The organism is Xanthomonas sp. CPBF 426 (genome assembly GCF_903989465.1).
Lineage (GTDB): Bacteria > Pseudomonadota > Gammaproteobacteria > Xanthomonadales > Xanthomonadaceae > Xanthomonas > Xanthomonas euroxanthea.
In genome coordinates, this window is sequence record NZ_LR861805.1 from 4673258 (window position 1) to 4689988 (window position 16731).

General features: G+C 67.3%; 13 protein-coding genes. 6 read left to right on the top strand and 7 right to left on the bottom strand.

Annotated features, from left to right (window positions below; all coding sequences use genetic code 11):
- The first annotated feature begins 107 nt into the window (after positions 1-107).
- Positions 108-2798 (top strand): TonB-dependent receptor, encoded by a 2691-nt coding sequence (locus H7A87_RS19810; RefSeq protein ID WP_180497053.1) that lies wholly within the window; start codon positions 108-110, stop codon positions 2796-2798.
- A gap of 240 nt (positions 2799-3038) precedes the next feature.
- On the opposite strand, the gene H7A87_RS19815 is transcribed toward H7A87_RS19810, so the two are convergent.
- The 3 genes from H7A87_RS19815 to glyQ form a co-directional block, all read right to left on the bottom strand.
- Positions 3039-4628 carry a sulfotransferase gene (locus H7A87_RS19815; RefSeq protein WP_119129896.1) on the bottom strand — a complete coding sequence of 530 codons (1590 nt, stop codon included), beginning with the start codon at positions 4626-4628 and terminating at the stop codon, positions 3039-3041.
- On the bottom strand, positions 4628-6886 hold the full coding sequence (glyS, locus tag H7A87_RS19820; RefSeq protein WP_119129897.1) for a glycine--tRNA ligase subunit beta: 2259 nt from the start codon (positions 6884-6886) through the stop codon (positions 4628-4630). Before glyS ends, H7A87_RS19815 begins: the two co-directional genes overlap by 1 nt.
- A gap of 188 nt (positions 6887-7074) precedes the next feature.
- Complete coding sequence (gene glyQ, locus H7A87_RS19825; RefSeq protein WP_119129898.1) at positions 7075-7983, bottom strand: glycine--tRNA ligase subunit alpha; 909 nt, start codon at positions 7981-7983, stop codon at positions 7075-7077.
- A gap of 90 nt (positions 7984-8073) precedes the next feature.
- On the opposite strand from glyQ, the gene H7A87_RS19830 reads away from it, so the two are divergent.
- The 3 genes from H7A87_RS19830 (at position 8074) to H7A87_RS19840 (ending at position 11939) form a co-directional block, all read left to right on the top strand.
- A complete protein-coding gene (locus tag H7A87_RS19830; protein ID WP_119129899.1) occupies positions 8074-9888 on the top strand; it encodes a GspE/PulE family protein in 1815 nt (604 codons plus the stop codon).
- Positions 9889-10229: 341 nt separating this feature from the next.
- A complete protein-coding gene (locus H7A87_RS19835; protein WP_104599148.1) occupies positions 10230-10994 on the top strand; it encodes a glutamine amidotransferase in 765 nt (254 codons plus the stop codon).
- Between the two features lie 45 nt (positions 10995-11039).
- Positions 11040-11939: a BPSS1780 family membrane protein gene (locus H7A87_RS19840; protein ID WP_104584360.1), complete on the top strand. Its 900-nt coding sequence runs from the start codon at positions 11040-11042 to the stop codon at positions 11937-11939.
- Between the two features lie 156 nt (positions 11940-12095).
- Here H7A87_RS19840 and tatC read toward each other — a convergent pair whose 3' ends face one another.
- The 4 genes from tatC to H7A87_RS19860 form a co-directional block, all read right to left on the bottom strand.
- Positions 12096-12833, bottom strand: a complete 738-nt coding sequence (tatC, locus tag H7A87_RS19845; RefSeq protein WP_104534832.1) for a twin-arginine translocase subunit TatC — start codon at positions 12831-12833, stop codon at positions 12096-12098.
- The gene (tatB, locus tag H7A87_RS19850; protein WP_119129900.1) at positions 12830-13462 is read right to left on the bottom strand and encodes a Sec-independent protein translocase protein TatB; all 633 of its coding nucleotides are present in this window, start codon (positions 13460-13462) and stop codon (positions 12830-12832) included. The genes tatC and tatB overlap by 4 nt, the downstream gene beginning before the upstream one ends.
- Positions 13463-13477: 15 nt before the next feature.
- Positions 13478-13705, bottom strand: a complete 228-nt coding sequence (tatA, locus tag H7A87_RS19855) for a Sec-independent protein translocase subunit TatA (protein WP_104584354.1) — start codon at positions 13703-13705, stop codon at positions 13478-13480.
- Between the two features lie 73 nt (positions 13706-13778).
- The gene (locus tag H7A87_RS19860) at positions 13779-14681 is read right to left on the bottom strand and encodes a YSC84-related protein (protein ID WP_164739198.1); all 903 of its coding nucleotides are present in this window, start codon (positions 14679-14681) and stop codon (positions 13779-13781) included.
- 152 nt (positions 14682-14833) lie between these two features.
- Here H7A87_RS19860 and hemH point away from each other — a divergent pair, with 152 nt between their 5' ends.
- Positions 14834-15799 (top strand): ferrochelatase, encoded by a 966-nt coding sequence (gene hemH, locus H7A87_RS19865; protein ID WP_104649908.1) that lies wholly within the window; start codon positions 14834-14836, stop codon positions 15797-15799.
- Between the two features lie 2 nt (positions 15800-15801).
- Positions 15802-16668 carry an alpha/beta hydrolase gene (locus tag H7A87_RS19870; protein WP_180497054.1) on the top strand — a complete coding sequence of 289 codons (867 nt, stop codon included), beginning with the start codon at positions 15802-15804 and terminating at the stop codon, positions 16666-16668.
- Positions 16669-16731 lie beyond the last annotated feature (63 nt).

Consider the following 16731-nt stretch of genomic DNA (forward strand, 5'->3'; position numbering starts at 1 on the left):
CCCCGGTCGTCGCGCCCTGTTCCATGCCTTTGGAGAGAGAGGTTTCCATGAAGCGCCATTTGTTGGTCAACGCCGTATGCGCCGCCCTGGCCATGCCATCGCTTGCGATGGCCCAGAACCAGGACGCAGTGACTGAATTGAACAAGGTCACCGTGACAGGCTCGTTGATTCCGCGGTCGCAGGTCGAGACAGCCACACCGGTGTTCTCCATCACCGCCCAGGACATCCAGCGCCGCGGCTTCAAGGATGTCTACGATGTGCTGCGCTCGCAGCCGATGGCCACCGGCTCGGTGCAGGACGGCCAGTTCAGTGGCGGCTTCACCGCCGGCGCCAAATCGCTGAGCCTGCTCGGCCTGGATCCCGGCTTCACCCTGGTGCTGATCGACGGCCGGCCGATGGCCGATTACCCGCTGCTCTACAACGGCCAGAGCAACTTCGTCGACCTGGCCAGCGTGCCGGTGGGCATGGTCGAACGCATCGATGTGGCGCCCGGCAACCAGTCCTCGATCTACGGCTCCAGCGCCATTGCCGGCGTGGTCAACATCATCCTGAAGAAGCACGTCGATGGCGTGCAGATGAATTACCGCATGGGCACCTACGACGGCGGTGGCGGCAACAACCAGCGCTTCCAGCTCACCGGCGGCACTACCCTCGGCAAGGCCGATCTCGTCTGGGGCCTGCAGCTCAACAACCAGGATCCGATCTACGGCTCCCAGCGACGCGATTTCGATTCCACCTCCGACAATCCGGACCCCACGCTGCGCTACGGCTCGCGCATCGCGCTGCACAACACGCCAACCACCTACATCGACCCCGGCGCCGCCAACTGCGATGCACTGGGCCCGCTGTTCAACGGCACGGTGCAATACGACAACCGCGCCAATCGCGGCAATTTCTGCAGCAGCCGCACCGAGCCCGGTTACGCCAGCATCCTCAACAAGGAACGCAGCGCCAGCGGCTACGCCAACCTGACCTACGCCTTCAACGACAACACCCAGGGCTACGCGACGCTGCTGCTCAATCGCACCAAGGTGGAGGTCAACAGCGGCTCACGCTTCTGGCAGACCTCGTCCGATACCGGCGGCTTGTTCTACAACCAGGACAGCCAGCAACTGGAAGGCTACCAGCGCATCTTCGCGCCTGAAGAGACCGGCAACCTGGACTTCAACAACAATCGCCAGACCGCCGATTCCTACAACATCGCCGCCGGCATCAAGGGCGGGCTGGGCGCCAGCAACTGGACCTACGATGCGTACTACGCACGCGCCGAATACCGCATCGACAGCCGCCAGCAATGGCCGTTGGCCGATCGCATCGAGGATTTCTTCCGCGAGCAGTTCCTGGGGCCCCAGCAAGGCGAGTACTACGGCTACCCGATCTATTCGCCCAACGACGCCAACTTCTATCGCGCATTGACGCCGGCGCAATACCGCAGCTTCAACGACGAGATCCGCACCAAGTCCAGGACCTGGACCCAGAACGTCAACCTGCAGCTCACCAACACCGAGTTGTTCAACCTGCCGGCCGGTGCCGTCGGCGTGGCCGGCGTGCTGCAGGCGGGCAACCAGTACTGGGAAAACCCGACCGATCAACGTGTGATCGCCGGTGACTTCTACCAGCTGACCGGCACCCAGGGCAGCGGCAAGCGCGAGAACTGGGCGGCGGCATTCGAGATGCGCCTGCCGATCCTCTCGACGTTGACGGCCAACCTGTCCGGACGCTTCGACGACTACAAGAACCAGGGCGGCGGTGGCGATTCCAAGTTCACCTACAAGGCCGCGCTGGAATTCCGCCCGATCGATTCGCTGCTGTTCCGCGGCAACTATGCCACCGCCTTCAAGGCACCGGACATGGCGTTTTCCTTCGCTGGCGACAGCGGCTTCTTCCAGGGCGTCAACGATTACTACCGGTGCGCACTCGAAGAGCCCAACGTGCCGATCGCCGACTGCACCTATGCGGGTACCTCGATCGCCGGACGCCGCGCCGGCAATCGGGACCTGCAGTCGATCACGGCAAAGTCCTGGGGCTATGGCGTGGTCTGGTCGCCGAGTGCGCGCTTCAGCGTCAACGCCGATTACTACAACATCAAGATCGACCAGAAAGTCAGCGACCTGAGCACCGACAACCTGCTGCAGACCGAATCGGCCTGCCGCCTCGGCAGCCTGGATATCAGCTCGCCCACCTGCGTGGATGCACTGTCGCGCATCGATCGCACCGCCGCCGATGCACCGGTACCCAATCGCCTGAGCGGCATCCGCATCAACCCGATCAATATCTCCAACGAGGAGATCTCCGGCGTGCTCAGCAAGGCGACGTACAACCTGGCGACCGAATCCTGGGGCCTGTTCGTTTTCGATGCGCAATACAACCTCACCCTCAAGCACGAAAGCCAGCAGTTCCCGCAGGACCCGGTGCGCGACCTGCTCAGCGAACCGTTCTTCTCCTCCGAGTTCCGCAGCATCGTCAATGCCTCGGTGACCTGGCAGAAAGACGCCTGGACCACCACGTTGTTCGGTCAACGCAATGGCCGCACGCCCAACTTCGTGGCGCAACAAAGCACCGATGGGTATGCGGTGGAAGGCGCCCGCAAGGTCGGTGCGTGGACCACGCTCAATGCCACGCTGGACTATGCGCTCAACGATGACATCTCGCTGACGGCCACGGTCAACAACCTTGCCGACACCCGGCCGCCGCGCGACCGCACCTACACCAGCTACCCGTACTACAACATCTTCAACTACACCGGCTACGGCCGCTCCTACATGCTGGAGCTGAACTGGCGTTTCGGCGCACACTGACTGATCCGAGGCGGTAGCGTCCAGCGGCAGCCAGGGGGCTGCCGCTGGCGTTTTTGGCCAAGGCTTAGGGCAGGCGTTCTTGAATCGAGCGCTCGGGGGAGCGCCGCGACTGCGATTGAGCGAGTCAGGAGCGGCTGGAAAAGGTGTGTAGCCCAAACTGGCGACATGCAGCAGGCATGTCGGCTGCGGGCACGCTGCACGCACCGATGCAGCAGCCTCGCGTCGTCGTGCTGGCCGTTGTCAGCGTGCGTCGGCCTGGATCAGGCCGGCATGCAACAAATCCAGCCGCAGCGGCTCCAGCTGCGTGGCGTAGCGCCGCCACTCGTCCACGTTGCGCCCATGCACACCTTCGCGCACCTGCACGCTGCTCAGCGTGGCCGATGCAGCTGCATTGCGGGTGATATCGATCTGACCGGGCTCGATCTCCAGCCCGCAGCGCGCCATCAGCTGCTCAAGGATCGTGGATGGATCACGCACCATCTGCGCATAGTCCACATCGATCACCCGGCCCGGCAATGCCGCGCGCCACTGCGCCATCAACCCGTGATACGCCTGATAGTGACGCGCCAGCGTGTGCAGGTCGTAGCTGTAGGCGTAGGAGTCGCCGAACAACGCGCGGTAATTGGAGAAACACACCGCCATCGGCTCGCGCACCAGATGCACGATCACTGCACCCGGCAAGGCACGTGCGATCGGGCCGATCGCCACCGCGTTGGCCGGTAGCTTGTCGATATACCAATGTGCCGATCCTGCGCGCCATTGCGTCTGTTCCAGGTAACGCGCGCCGACCTGCGCGTAGTCCAGCGTCGGCAGCGCCTGCAGCACACGCGCATCCAGCAGGCTGCGGCCGGCCTGGTCGGCGCCCCAACGCAGTTGATGGCCAACGTCGTTCAACTCGCCAGCCGACACGATCTGGGAATGATTGCCCAGCATCCGCTCCAGCACCGTGGTGCCCGAGCGCGGCAAGCCGAGCACGAAGATCGGTTGCGGGCCGTGCGCGGCGGGGGCTTGCTGCGGGGCGAACACGCCTTGCTGGGCCAATGCTCCCAGCTGCGTATAGAGCGCAGCTTCTGCATCGGCGTCGTGACGCAGGCGCGCATGCATCACCGCATTGCCATGCTGCAGCGCGTCCCAGGCAGCCCCGGTCTGGCCGAGGTCTTCCAGCTCCTTGTACAGCGCGAACGCCAGCCCGGCGCGATCTTCGCTGTCGGGCTTGGCACGTTGCAGTTGCTCACGCAGTTGCTCGACATGGTTGCTGCTGGTGGTCTGACGGCGAAGGCGCGCACGCGTCAACGCCGCGCGGCCATAGCCGGGCTTTTGCGCCAGCGCATGCTCCAGCGCCTGCGCCGCTTCATCGAGGCGACCATTGAACTGCAGCTGCACCGCAAGAAAGAAACGGAAATCCGCGCCATCGAATCCGCAGGCCTGCGCGCGCCGCATCATCGCCAGCGCGTCGCCATGTTCGCCCAGCGATTGATGCACATGCGCGAGCAAGGCCAGGGTCGGGCCATCGTTGCACTGCATCACCGACGGATGCCGCAGCAAGGCATGCAGTACGCGATGCTCGCCGACACGCAGCAAGGCTTGCGCCACGCGGCAACGCATCGCCACGTCGTCACCCAGATCGCCTGCGGCCAGCCGCAACTGCGCCACCGCCTCGCGCATCCTGCCGTTGGCCAGCACGGTGCCGGCCAGCAGCACGCGGGCCGACACGTGCGTGGGCTCCACCTCCAGCAACGCCTGCAGCGCAGACGCGGCCACCCCCAGCTCGCGACGTGCCAGCGCGGCCTGCGCGGTCTGCCAGTGCACCGCGCCGGCGGACGCGGCCATCAGCTGGACAGATGCTCGATGGCGGCGACGCTGCCGAGGCGGTCGCCGAGCTTCTTCAGAAGGGCCAGGCGGTTGGCGCGCAGTTGCGGGTCTTCGGCGTTGACCATGACGCCGTCGAAGAAGGCGTCGACCTGCGGGCGCAGGCGCGCCAGGCGCGCGAGCACGGCGACGTAATCGTGCCGGTGCAGCGCATCACCGGTATCGCCGATGGCCGCTTCCACCGCTTCGGCCAGGGCTTCTTCGGCCGGCTCGCGCAGCAGGCTGGTGTCGATATCGCCGGGAATCTCGCCCTCGACCTTGCGCAGGATGTTGCGGATGCGCTTGTTGGCCGCGGCCAGGGCTTCGGCTTCGGGCAGCGTGGCGAAGATGCCGATCGCCTCGATGCGGCGGTCGAAGTCGTAGAGGGAGCCGTGGGTCGCGCCCGGGTGCGCTCCTACGCTGGCCGATGCAGGAGCGCCCTCGGGCGCGACCGAGAACAGTGCGGCGACCGCATTGAAGTGGGTGGCAGCAACGCCCTTGTCTGCGTAGTAGCCGCGTAGGCGGTCCAGGATGAAGTCGAAGAGCTCAGCGCTTTTTGGCGCAAGATCAGGGATTGTGAATCGACGGGCTTGGATTTTTGAATTTTCTTCAGGGAGTTCTTCTGTCGTGATACCGCTATCGCCGAGGTGCGACTTGATGGCTTTAGTCTCGAAAGGCGAGCTATTGATCAACGCGTTGTACGCCGAATTCAAGGCTCTCGTTAGCAACTCGCGTAGATCCAGCTCAAACCCACTCTCGATCACCGTCCGCGCCAGCCCCAGGGCGTTGCGCCGCAGCGCAAACGGATCCTTGTTGCCGGTCGGCTTCAGCCCGGCCGCAAAACCACCGGCCAGGGTATCCAGCCGTTCGGCAATCGCCAGCACCTTGCCCAGTGGCGACAATGCGATGTCGTCGCCGGCAAAACGCGGCTGGTAGGCCTCGTCGATCGCCAGCGCAATCTCGCTCGGTTCACCGGCCGCCTTGGCGTAATGACGCCCGGCAATGCCCTGCAGCTCCGGGAATTCGTTGACCATGCGCGACTGCAGGTCGTTCTTGGCCAGCTGCGCGGCGCGGCGCGCCTGCACCGGGTCGGCACCGACCTGCGGCGCGATCGTCTCGGCCAGCGCCGCCACGCGCGCGACCTTGTCGGCCACCGTGCCCAGCTTGGCCTGGTAGGTCACGCTGGCCAGACCGGCGCCCATCGCCTCCAGCCCCTGCTTGAGGTCTTCGTCGAAGAAGAACTTGGCATCGGCAAACCGTGGACGGATCACCCGCTCGTAGCCCTTTGCGACTTCGGCCACGTCCTTGGAGACGATATTGGCGATGCCGATGAACTGCTCGGTCAACCTGCCGCCGTCGTCCAGCACCGGGAAGAATTTCTGGTTGATCTCCATGGTTTCGATCAGCGCTTCCTGCGGCACCGCCAGGAAGTCGCGCTCGAAACTGCACAGCACCGCCGACGGCCATTCGACCAGGTTGACCACCTGTTCCAGGTTGTCGTCGCTGATGCGCGCACTGCCACCGGCCAGCCTGGCGGCAGCTTCGACTTCATCGACGATGCGCGCACGGCGTGCGTCCGCATCCACCAGCACATGCGCCGCGCGCAAGGCCTCGACGTAGTCGCCCGGTGCCGCCAATGACACGGCGCCGTCATGCATGAAGCGGTGCCCGCGGCTGAGGCGATCGCCACGCACGCCCAGCAATTCGGCCGGAATCACCGCATCGCCGAACAGCAGCACCAGCCACTGCACCGGCCGCGCGAAGGCGTACTCGTGCGCGCCCCAGCGCATCGGCTTGGGGATCGGCATCGCGGCGATGGCCTCGCGCAGGATCTCCGGCAGCAGGTCGGCAGTGCGCGCGCCCGGCGTCACCGCGCGGTGCACGAAGCGCTCGCCCTTGGCATCGCTGGTGCGCTCCAGCGCGGTCCAGTCGATGCCGGCCTTGGCGGCGAAACCGGCCAGCGCCTTGGTCGGCTTGCCCTCGGCATCCAGCGCGATGGTGAGATACGGGCCCAGCACTTCGGAGCGCTGCTCGGGCTGCTCGGTGGCCACGCCCGGCAGCAGCACCGCCAGGCGGCGCGGTGTGGACAGCGGCTTGGAATCGCCACGGGTGACGGCAACGCCGCGCTTTTCCAGACCGGCCAGCACGCCATCGAAGAAGGCCTGCGCCAGACCCGGCAGCGCCTTGACCGGCAGCTCTTCGGTGCCCAGTTCGATCAGCAGGGGAAGTTGTTCGCTCATGTCAGGTGAACCTTGGCTTATGTCCCTTCTGCCATCAACGGACGAAGGTGACTGGAGAATGTCCTTCTCCCGCTAGCGGGAGAAGGTGGCGCGCCGCGCCGGATGAGGGTCGTGCCGAGGCGGCGGAGACGTACTGCCCCATCCGCCCTGCGGGCACCTTCCCCCGCTGGCGGGGGAAGGACACAGCATCAGCGCTTGACTCCGGGAAAGCCCAGCTTCTCGCGTTGTGCGTAATACGCCTGCGCCACGCCCTGCGCCAGCGCGCGCACGCGCAGGATGTAGCGCTGGCGTTCGGTCACGCTGATCGCGCGGCGCGCATCCAGCAGGTTGAACGCGTGGCTGGCCTTGGTGACCTGCTCGTACGCCGGCAACGGCAGGCCGACCTCGACCAGGTGCTTGGCCTCGGCCTCGCAGGCGTCGAACCGATGGAACAGCTCGGCCACATTGGCATGCTCGAAGTTGTAGGCGCTCTGCTCCACCTCGTTCTGGTGGTACACATCGCCATAGCTCACCGGCGTGCCATCCGGGCCGGAGGTCCACACCAGGTCGTAGACGTTGTCGCAGCTCTGCAGGTACATGCACAGCCGTTCCAGCCCGTAGGTGATCTCGCCCAGTACCGGCTTGCACTCCAGTCCGCCGGCCTGCTGGAAGTAGGTGAACTGGGTCACCTCCATGCCGTTGAGCCAGACTTCCCAGCCCAGGCCCCAGGCGCCCAGGGTGGGCGATTCCCAGTTGTCCTCGACAAAGCGCAGGTCGTGCACCAGCGGGTCGATGCCCAGCGCCTTGAGCGAGCCCAGGTACAGGTCCTGGATATTGTCCGGGTTGGGCTTCATCGCCACCTGGTACTGGTAGTAGCGCTGCAGGCGGTTGGGATTTTCGCCGTAGCGGCCGTCGGTGGGGCGGCGCGAGGGCTGCACGTAGGCCGCATTCCACGGCTCCGGTCCCAGCGCGCGCAGGAAGGTGGCCGGATGGAACGTGCCTGCGCCCACTTCCAGGTCCAGCGGCTGGATCAGCACGCAGCCTTGCTCGGCCCAGTACTGGTTGAGGGTCTGGATCAGGCCCTGGAAAGTGATTGGAACGCGCCGGGAATCGGACATGCAGCAAAGGCCGTGCGGAAGGGGTGCGCTAGTATACCGGCCGACCCGCAGCGCTTTGCCGCGGAGCACCGCTGCAGGGGAACCTCGAGCATGGAACAGCGGCGTACGGCCGATACTGAAAGCGCAGCGGCACTGTTGCCGCGCGGCCGCCTGATGTTCGACCCGGTGGCCGCCGCCCTGCTTGCAGACGGCATGGTGGTGCCGCACGAACATGAGCGCGTGCAGTTCTCCGCCGCCGGCGTGCGCAACGCCAGCGAGGTGCATCCGCTGGTGCTGCTGGCCAATCTCAAGCTGCATGCCGCGCAGCCGCCGGCCGGCGAACTCGGGCTGGAAAGGCTGACCGAATGGCTGGCCACCCGCACCGGCCTGCGCTATCTGCGCATCGACCCGACCCGCATCGATGTGGCCGCGGTCACCGGCGTGGTCTCGCATGCCTACGCACGCCGCCACCGCATCCTGCCGCTGGCGCTGGATGCCGAGCGCGTGCTGATCGCCACCAGCGAGCCGCTGGCGCTGGACTGGCTGGCCGACGTGCAGCACCTGAGCCGGCGCCGCATCGAACTGGCGCTGATCAACCCGCTGGACCTGCACCGCTACACGATGGAGTTCTTCGGCGTGACCCAGTCGGTGCGCGGCGCGCGCGGCGATGTGCGCAGCGCCGAACCCGGTGCCGGCCTGCCCAGTTTCGAGCAGCTGGTGGAACTGGGCCGCGCCGGCGACGTCAATGCCGACGACCACCACATCGTGCATATCGTCGACTGGCTGCTGCAGTACGCCTACGAACAGCGGGCAAGCGATATCCATCTGGAGCCGCGTCGCGAGGCCGGGCGCATGCGTTTCCGCATCGACGGGGTGCTGCACAAGGTGCTGGAAGTGCCGCCGTCGGTGATGACCGCGGTGGTCAGCCGCATCAAGGTGCTCGGCCGCATGGACCTGGCCGAACGCCGCCGCCCGCAGGACGGCCGCATCAAGACCCGGTCGCCGGGTGGGCGCGAGGTGGAAATGCGCCTGTCCACGATGCCCACCGCCTTCGGCGAGAAGTGCGTGATGCGCATCTTCGACCCGGATTCGGCGTTCAAGAGCATCGAGCAGCTCGGCTTCAGCCCGGAAGAAGCCGCCGGCTGGAGCGCGCTGGTCGAGCGCCCGCATGGCATCGTGCTGGTCACCGGCCCGACCGGCTCGGGCAAGACCACCACGCTGTATTCCACGCTCAAGCGCCTGGCCACGCCGGACGTGAACGTGTGCAGCGTGGAAGACCCGATCGAAATGATCGCGCCGGAATTCAACCAGATGCAGGTCCAGCAGAACATCGACCTGGATTTCGCCAGCGGCGTGCGCACGCTGCTGCGCCAGGACCCGGACATCATCATGATCGGCGAAATCCGCGACCTGGAAACCGCGCAGATGGCGGTGCAGGCCTCGCTGACCGGGCATCTGGTGCTGTCCACGCTGCACACCAACGACGCCGCCTCGGCGATCACCCGTTTGCTGGACCTGGGCGTGCCGCATTACCTGGTCGCCTCCACGCTCAACGGCGTGCTGGCGCAGCGGCTGGTGCGCACCCTGTGCGTGCACTGCAAGCGCCCCCACACGCTCAGCGACGACGACTGGTCGGCGATCCGCGAGCCGGGCGAAACGCTGCCGGAAGTGCTGAACGTGCACGCGCCGGTCGGCTGCCTGGAATGCCGCCGCACCGGCTACCTGGGCCGTGTCGGCCTGTACGAGCTGCTGCCGGTGACACCGCGTTTGCGCAGCCTGATCCGCGCCGACACCGACCTGGCCAGCTTCAGCCACGCCGCCCGCGGCGAAGGCCTGCGCACGCTGCGCCGCACCGGCCTGGAAAAGGTCGCCGCTGGGCTGACCACGGTGGAAGAGGTGTTGTCGGTCCTGCCGCCGCGGGACTAGGCGGATCGCCTGGCTGGCTTGCTTCCGGGAAAAGGCCGGTTGTCCGGTCTCGCTTGCCCCCTTCTCCCACCGGGAGAAGGTGCCCGAAGGGCGGATGAGGGGATGCCAGCACAGGCACATGCCTTCCTGACACTCGCGGTCCAGCGCGCGGCACCACGCTGCCTGGTCCACTGCCGCCATTCCCCCATCCCCGAGCGCCGATCGTTCCACCACCATCCCCAGCCATCAGCACATAGCCATCCGGCATAACCTTAGCTGCATGTATTGGCACGCCAATTGAAAAAAACCGGCGGGAGCTGCCTACAATCGGGCACATCAGTCGCTGCTGGATGCTCGTCCGCATGTCCGCCTTGCCGTTCCTGATCATCGAAACCGGGCATCCCGTGCCGGAGATGAAGCGATACGGCCGCTTTCGGCACTGGATCCGCGTTGCGGCCGGGCTGGCCGAACACGAAACCGTCGCCATCGATGTCGCCAACGGCGGCCGCCTGCCCGACCGCGACGGCTTTGCCGGCACCATCGTCAGTGGCTCGGCCGCCTATGTCACCGACCGCGCCGACTGGAGCGAACGCAGTGCCGCCTGGCTGCGCGATGCCGCCCACCAGGGCATGCCGCTGCTGGGCATCTGCTACGGGCACCAGCTGCTGGCGCACGCGCTGGGCGGCGAGGTCGACTACAACCCGGCCGGGCGCGAGTCCGGCACGATCGCGCTGGAACTGCACCCGCCAGCCGAGCAGGACCCTTTGTTTGCGGGCCTGCCGGCGCATTTCCCGGCGCACGCCACGCACATGCAGACCGTGGTGCGCGCCCCGGACGGGGCCATCGTGCTGGCGCATTCGCGGCAGGACCGTTGCCATGCCTTCCGCTGGGGCCAGGCCACCTGGGGCGTGCAGTTCCACCCCGAGTTTGCCACCCACCACATGCGCGGCTATGTGCAGGCGCGCGCCGAGTGCATCGCCCGCCACGGCCACTGTGCCCGCACGGTCGCCCGGGAGGTCACCGCCGCGCCGATCGCGCGCAAGCTGCTGCGCCGGTTCGTGCATCACGCACGCGGCCTGCAAACAGTGAGCACTCATCCCGCCGCACACACGCAAAAGCAGCGATAATCGCGCCACGCCGGATGGTCCGGTGCGTATCGATCCGGAATGGGAATGAGCGAAATCCGCAAGGTGCCGGCGTCTGCCGGCGCAGAATGGCTGTTGACCGGTTTCTCGCTGTTGAAGCGGGCGCCGCTGGCGCTTGGCTCGCTGGGGGTGATCTGGAGCGTGGCCGCCACCCTGGTGGTGTCGCTGTCGGTGCTGGTGCCGCTGCTGGGCCCGGCCCTGCAGTTCCTGCTGGTGCTGGCCGGCCCGCTGTTCATGGGCGGCCTGCTGTGGGCGATCCGCGAGGTCGACGAAGGCCGCATCGCCAAGCCGTCGCATCTGCTGCACGGCCTGCAGGACGGCCGCGCGCCGCACCTGCTGGTGTCGCTGCTGCCGCAGCTGATCGCCGGCCTGCTGCTGGGCGTGCTGCTGCTGGTGATGATCGGCGCCAGCGGGCTGCAGCAGCTGTCCGAGGTGATGATCAAGATCAACCAGATCAGCCAGTCCGGCGCGCAGCCGGACCCGGTGCAGATCGAGCAGCTGGCCGCCAGCCTGCCGGCCGGCCGCATCCTGCTGTGGCTGCTGCTGACCATCGCCACCTTCGCGGCGATGACCCTGGCGCTGTTCGTGATGCCGCCGCAGGTGATGTTCGACCGCAGCACCGGCGGCCACGCGCTGCGCGAGAGCCTGCGCGCCAGCCTGCACAACCTGCCGGCGATGCTGGTGTTCTTCGTGCTGGCCTTCATCGCCATCTTCGCGATCTATTTCGCGGTGATGATCGTGGCGCTGATCGTCGGCCTGGTCGCCGGCCAGACCGTGGCGATGTGGCTGGCCCAGCTGCTGCTGATGGCGGTGCTGATGCCGGTGTTCGCCGGCTCCGTCTACGCGGCCTGGAAGCAGATGTTCACGCACCAAGGCGCTTCTGCCCAGCCGACGACGCCCTCACGCCCGGATGTGTTTGCGGCCTGAGCCCCTGACCTGCGGATGTGCTTGCCGCCTCAGACCCGCGCCCCGTAGGAGCGCACCCGGGCGCGACGAAGCGTTCGCCAGGAAGCCCCGGTCGCGCCCGGGTGCGCTCCTACGTGGGTGATTGGCGTCTGGGGCGATGCTGGCCCCGTCCGCGCGCTAGGCCGCCTTCGGCCCCACCGCGCGCGAGGCGATGATGCCCAGCTCGTAGAGCAGGCACATCGGGATGGCCAGCATCAGCTGCGAGACCACGTCCGGCGGGGTGAGCACGGCGGCCAGGATGAAGATGCCGACGATGGCATAGCCGCGGCCTTCGCTCAGCTGCTTGGGGCTGACCCAGCCCAGCAGCACCAGGATCACCAGCGCCACCGGCAGCTCGAAGCTGGCACCGAAGGCGAAGAAGATCGCCAGCACGAAATCCAGGTAGGAATTGGCGTCCGGGGTAATGGCGATCACGTCGGGCTTGAACGTGGTCAGGAAGTGGAACACCGCCGGCAGCACCAGGAAATACGCGAACGCGCAGCCGATGTAGAACAGTGCCACCGCCGAGGCCAGCAACGGGAATGCGAGTTTCTTCTCGCGCTGGTACAGGCCCGGCGCCACGAAGGCCCAGGCCTGATACAGCAGCCACGGCACGCTGAAGAACACCGCCACGAAGAAGGTCAGCTTGAGCGGGGCGAAGAACGCGCCGGCCGGGTTCATCGCGATCATCGTCTGCCCCAGCGGCAGCTGCGAAATCAGCGGCGCGGCCAGCCACGAGTAGATTGCGCGAGAAAACGGCAACAGCGCCAGCAGCACCACGCCCAGGCCGATCAGGGCGCGCACCAGGCGTGCGCGCAGCTCGACCAGATGCTCGATCAGACTGCTTTCGGCCTGTGCGTCGTCGAACAGGCTCACGGCTGCTTCTCCTGGAGCTTGCCCGGCTCGGTCGGCTCGATCAGCGCCTCTGGCGTGCCCGGCTCCATTGGCGAGGCAACCGGCGTCTGCGCGCTGGCATTGCCCAGATGCGCTGCATGCGGCGCCGGCACCACCGGGTCATGGGGGGCCGGCACCAATGTCTGATGGGGCGCCGGCGCCATGGGCCGTGCCTGGGCGACAACCGCTGCGGCGGCCGCATGTTCAGGCGCATCGGCGGCGCCCGCTGCCGGCGCGGCATTGGCACCAGCCGACAGGTCCGCATGCGCCAGCTCCAGCGGCGTCGCCACCGGTGTCGTGGTGCTGCGGATATCGATATCGCGCCCGACCTCGTCGTGCAGCGCGCGGGCGCCTTGCTCCAGATGCTGCTGCTTGTTGCGCAACTGGTCCTCGGCCTCGCGCAGCGAGGCCTGCACGTCCTGCAGGCTGCGCTTGAGCTCTTCGGCCTCCAGCTCGCGTTCCAGTTCCTGCTTGACCGAGTCCCATTGCATGCGCGCGCGGCGCACCCACAATCCGGCGAACCGGGCCGCCTTGGGCAGGCGCTCGGGACCGAGCACCACCAGGGCGACGATCGCAATCAGCGTCAGTTCGCCAACACCTATGTCAAACACCGACGCCGCTCCGGATCAACGCGCGTCGCGATCGCGCTCGGCCTGCGCCTCACGTGCCTGCTCGGCCGTGCGGCTGTCGTCGCCAAGCTTGCCGGCCGGCTTGTCCTCGTCGTGCATGCCTTTCTTGAATTCCTTGACCGCGCTGCCGAGATCCTTGGCACCGCTGGTGAGCCGCTTGGTACCGAACACCAGCAACACGATCACCAGCACGATCAGCCAGTGCCAAATGCTGAAACCGCCCATGATCTGCTCGCTTGCTGAAGAAGAAGGAAGGCGCAGGATACCCCAGCGCACCGCGCAGGGGGATGACAGCGCGTCAGCGGTTGCCGTCCAGCGATTCGGTGCGGATTTCGCCATCGGACACCGGCTGGAAACCCTGCTGCGGCGGTGGCGTGGTGCTGGGCTGCATCGGCACGGTGCTGGCCTCGTTGACCGCAGGCGGCGGTGTGGTGGCCGCCTGTGCCGGTGGCGGCGTTGCCGGGCGCGGCGCGCTGGCGCTGTCGTCGGCGCTGCCATCGGTACCGCGATTGGCGCGTGCGGTGTAGGTCGCCTCTTCCAGGCGGTCGCGGAAGGCGATTACGTCGGTGGAGGCACGCTCGTTGGTACGGCCTTCGAAGATCATCCGCGGGGTGGCGCCGCCACCGTAGGCGTTGAGGTCGGCGGCATCGTCGATCTGCAGCACCGCACCGTCCAGCGCCACGCCTGCGAACAGGCCACGGGCGCGCGACCACGACCAGATTTCGGCCTTGAGCTGGCCATCGGTGGCGGCGGCGGCATTGCGGCCGACCGGGCCGGCGGCCACGCCGGCATCGGCACCGAGGGTGAACTTGCCGTTGACGATGTTGTCCAGGCTGCGGTCGTTGCGGAACACCAGCACCACGTCGGAGGACTGCACGCCGGCCTGGAAGCCGATGCTGCCGCCGGTGAGCTTGACGAAGACCGGCTGCGACCAGCTGCCGTCGGCATTCTTCATCGACATCAGGCCATGGCCGCGCCGGCCGCCGATCACCAACCCGGCCTTGAGCGTATCGGGGATGACCACGATGGCGCGCGCCTCGTCGAGCAGCTTGTCCGGGATGGCCTGCTCGGGAATCTTCATGATCTCGTTGAGCACCCGCACCGCGTTACGCGCGCGCTGGTCCTCTTCCGGGCCGGCAACGGCATGGCCGGCGGCGAAGGTCAGCGACAACAACAGGGCCAGGCGCGACAGACGAGGCATGACAAGCTCCAGGGGACGATCCGTCAAAGATAGCAATGGCGCGACGTTAGTGGTGGCGCAATGAATCGGTGGTGAGCGCAAGCGGGTGCCAGAGGCGGTCAATGGGGGCGATCGATGCGCTGTCCTCGGCAGCACTGCCGCGCTCTGCCAGAATGGCGCGCATGAACACCACCCCCGATACCGCCCTGCTGGTCGTCAATCTTGGCACCCCCGAGTCGCCCACCGCCCCGGCCGTGCGCCGCTACCTGGCCGAGTTCCTCAGCGACCGCCGCGTGGTCGCGATCCCGCCGCTGTTCTGGAAGCCGCTGCTGTACGGGGTGATCCTGCCCATCCGCGGGCCCAAGTCGGCCGAGAAGTACGCCAAGGTCTGGCTGCCGGACGGCTCGCCACTGGCGGTGTACACGCGCCGGCTGGCCGAAGGCCTGAAGGAGGTCATGCCGGACTGGCACGTGGAATGGGCCATGCGCTATGGCGCCCCGGCGCTGCGCAAGACGCTGGACGGCCTGCGCGCGCGCGGCATCCGGCGCATCGTGGTGCTGCCGCTGTACCCGCAGTATTCGACCACGACGACCGCATCGATCCAGGACGTGATCGACGCCTGGCGCCCGGGCGCACCGGAGATCGCGGTGGAGGTGATCCAGGAGTATTGCGAAGACGCCGGCTGGGTCGCGGCGATCGCCGATTCGATCCGTGCGCACTGGCAGGCGCACGGGCGCAGCGAGAAGCTGATGTTCTCCTTCCACGGCCTGCCGCAGCGCGTGGCCAATGCCGGCGATCCGTATCCGCAGCAATGCGAGCGCAGCGCGCAGGCCATCGTCGCCGCGCTGGGCCTGGGCGCGGACGAATGGCAGATGGGCTACCAGTCGCGCTTCGGCTCGGAGCGTTGGCTGCAGCCCTACGCCGAACCGACCTTGTGGAAACTGGCCGAAGGCGGCGTGCGCAGCTTCGACCTGGTCTGCCCGGGTTTTGCCACCGATTGCCTGGAAACCCTGGAGGAAGTGGCGCTGGGCTTTGCCGAAACGCTGGCCGAACGCGGCGCCACCCTGAGTTACATCCCCTGCCTCAATGCCAGCCCGGCACATGCGCAGGCACTGGCCGCCGTGGCGCGGCGCGCGTGAGGTTGGAGCCGTTTGCGTGCGACCTGGCGATCGGCCGGGTCACCGGACTGCGCAACCCGGACCGTGGCCCGCGCCGGGTGCTGGCTCTGCATGGGTGGCTGGACAACGCCGCCAGCTTCCTGCCGCTGAGCGCGCACCTGCATGCACAGGACCTGGACCTGGTCCTGATCGATCTGCCGGGCCACGGCCATAGCGCGTGGTTGCCGGTCGGTGCCGAGTACACGCTCAGCAGCGCGATCGGCATTCTGCTGCAGGTGGCCGATGCGCTGGGCTGGGAGCGCTTCAGCGTGCTCGGCCACTCGCTGGGCGGCGGTGTCGCCAGCCTGCTGGCCGCCGCGGCGCCGGAACGCGTGGAGGCGCTGATCGCGATCGAGGCGCTGGGTGCACTGGCCGAGCCGGTGGAAGGCACCGCCACCCGCCTGCGCGATGCGATTGCCTCGGCACGCACCTTGTCACAGCGGCCGCTGCGCGTGTTTCCGTCGATGGAGATGCCGGTGCGCGCACGCATGATGGCCAACCAGCTCACCGAACCGGCCGCGCGGCTGCTGGTGGAGCGCGGCGTGTGCGCGGTCGAAGGCGGCTACAGCTGGTGCAGCGACCCGCGCCTGACCCTGCCCACGGCCATCCGCATGACCGAAGCGCAGATCGACGTGCTGCTGGCCTCCATCGCCTGCCCGGTCCAGGCCATCTTCGCCACGCCGGCGCAGGTGTACTTCCCCGCTGCCTTGCGCGACCACCGCGTGGCGCTGATGCGCGATGCGCGCCTGCAGTTGTTGCCCGGCACCCACCATGTGCATATGGAAGCACCGGACGCGGTGGCGGCGGTGATCAACGGATTCCTGGCGTCGCTGCCGCCGCCGCACGCGTGATGCAGGTGAGGCAAGCATGCGTCGGCGCGATGCGAATGCGCTGAAGTTCCTGCCGTTTGTTGC

Coding starts and splice junctions, on each gene's coding strand:
- H7A87_RS19810 (WP_180497053.1), top strand. CDS start 108: ATGGCCCAGAACCAGGACGCAGTGACTGAATTGAACAAGGTCACCGTG.
- H7A87_RS19815 (WP_119129896.1), bottom strand. CDS start 4,628: ATGGCCGCGTCCGCCGGCGCGGTGCACTGGCAGACCGCGCAGGCCGCG.
- glyS (WP_119129897.1), bottom strand. CDS start 6,886: ATGAGCGAACAACTTCCCCTGCTGATCGAACTGGGCACCGAAGAGCTG.
- glyQ (WP_119129898.1), bottom strand. CDS start 7,983: ATGTCCGATTCCCGGCGCGTTCCAATCACTTTCCAGGGCCTGATCCAG.
- H7A87_RS19830 (WP_119129899.1), top strand. CDS start 8,074: ATGGAACAGCGGCGTACGGCCGATACTGAAAGCGCAGCGGCACTGTTG.
- H7A87_RS19835 (WP_104599148.1), top strand. CDS start 10,230: ATGTCCGCCTTGCCGTTCCTGATCATCGAAACCGGGCATCCCGTGCCG.
- H7A87_RS19840 (WP_104584360.1), top strand. CDS start 11,040: ATGAGCGAAATCCGCAAGGTGCCGGCGTCTGCCGGCGCAGAATGGCTG.
- tatA (WP_104584354.1), bottom strand. CDS start 13,705: ATGGGCGGTTTCAGCATTTGGCACTGGCTGATCGTGCTGGTGATCGTG.
- H7A87_RS19860 (WP_164739198.1), bottom strand. CDS start 14,681: ATGCCTCGTCTGTCGCGCCTGGCCCTGTTGTTGTCGCTGACCTTCGCC.
- hemH (WP_104649908.1), top strand. CDS start 14,834: ATGGCGCGCATGAACACCACCCCCGATACCGCCCTGCTGGTCGTCAAT.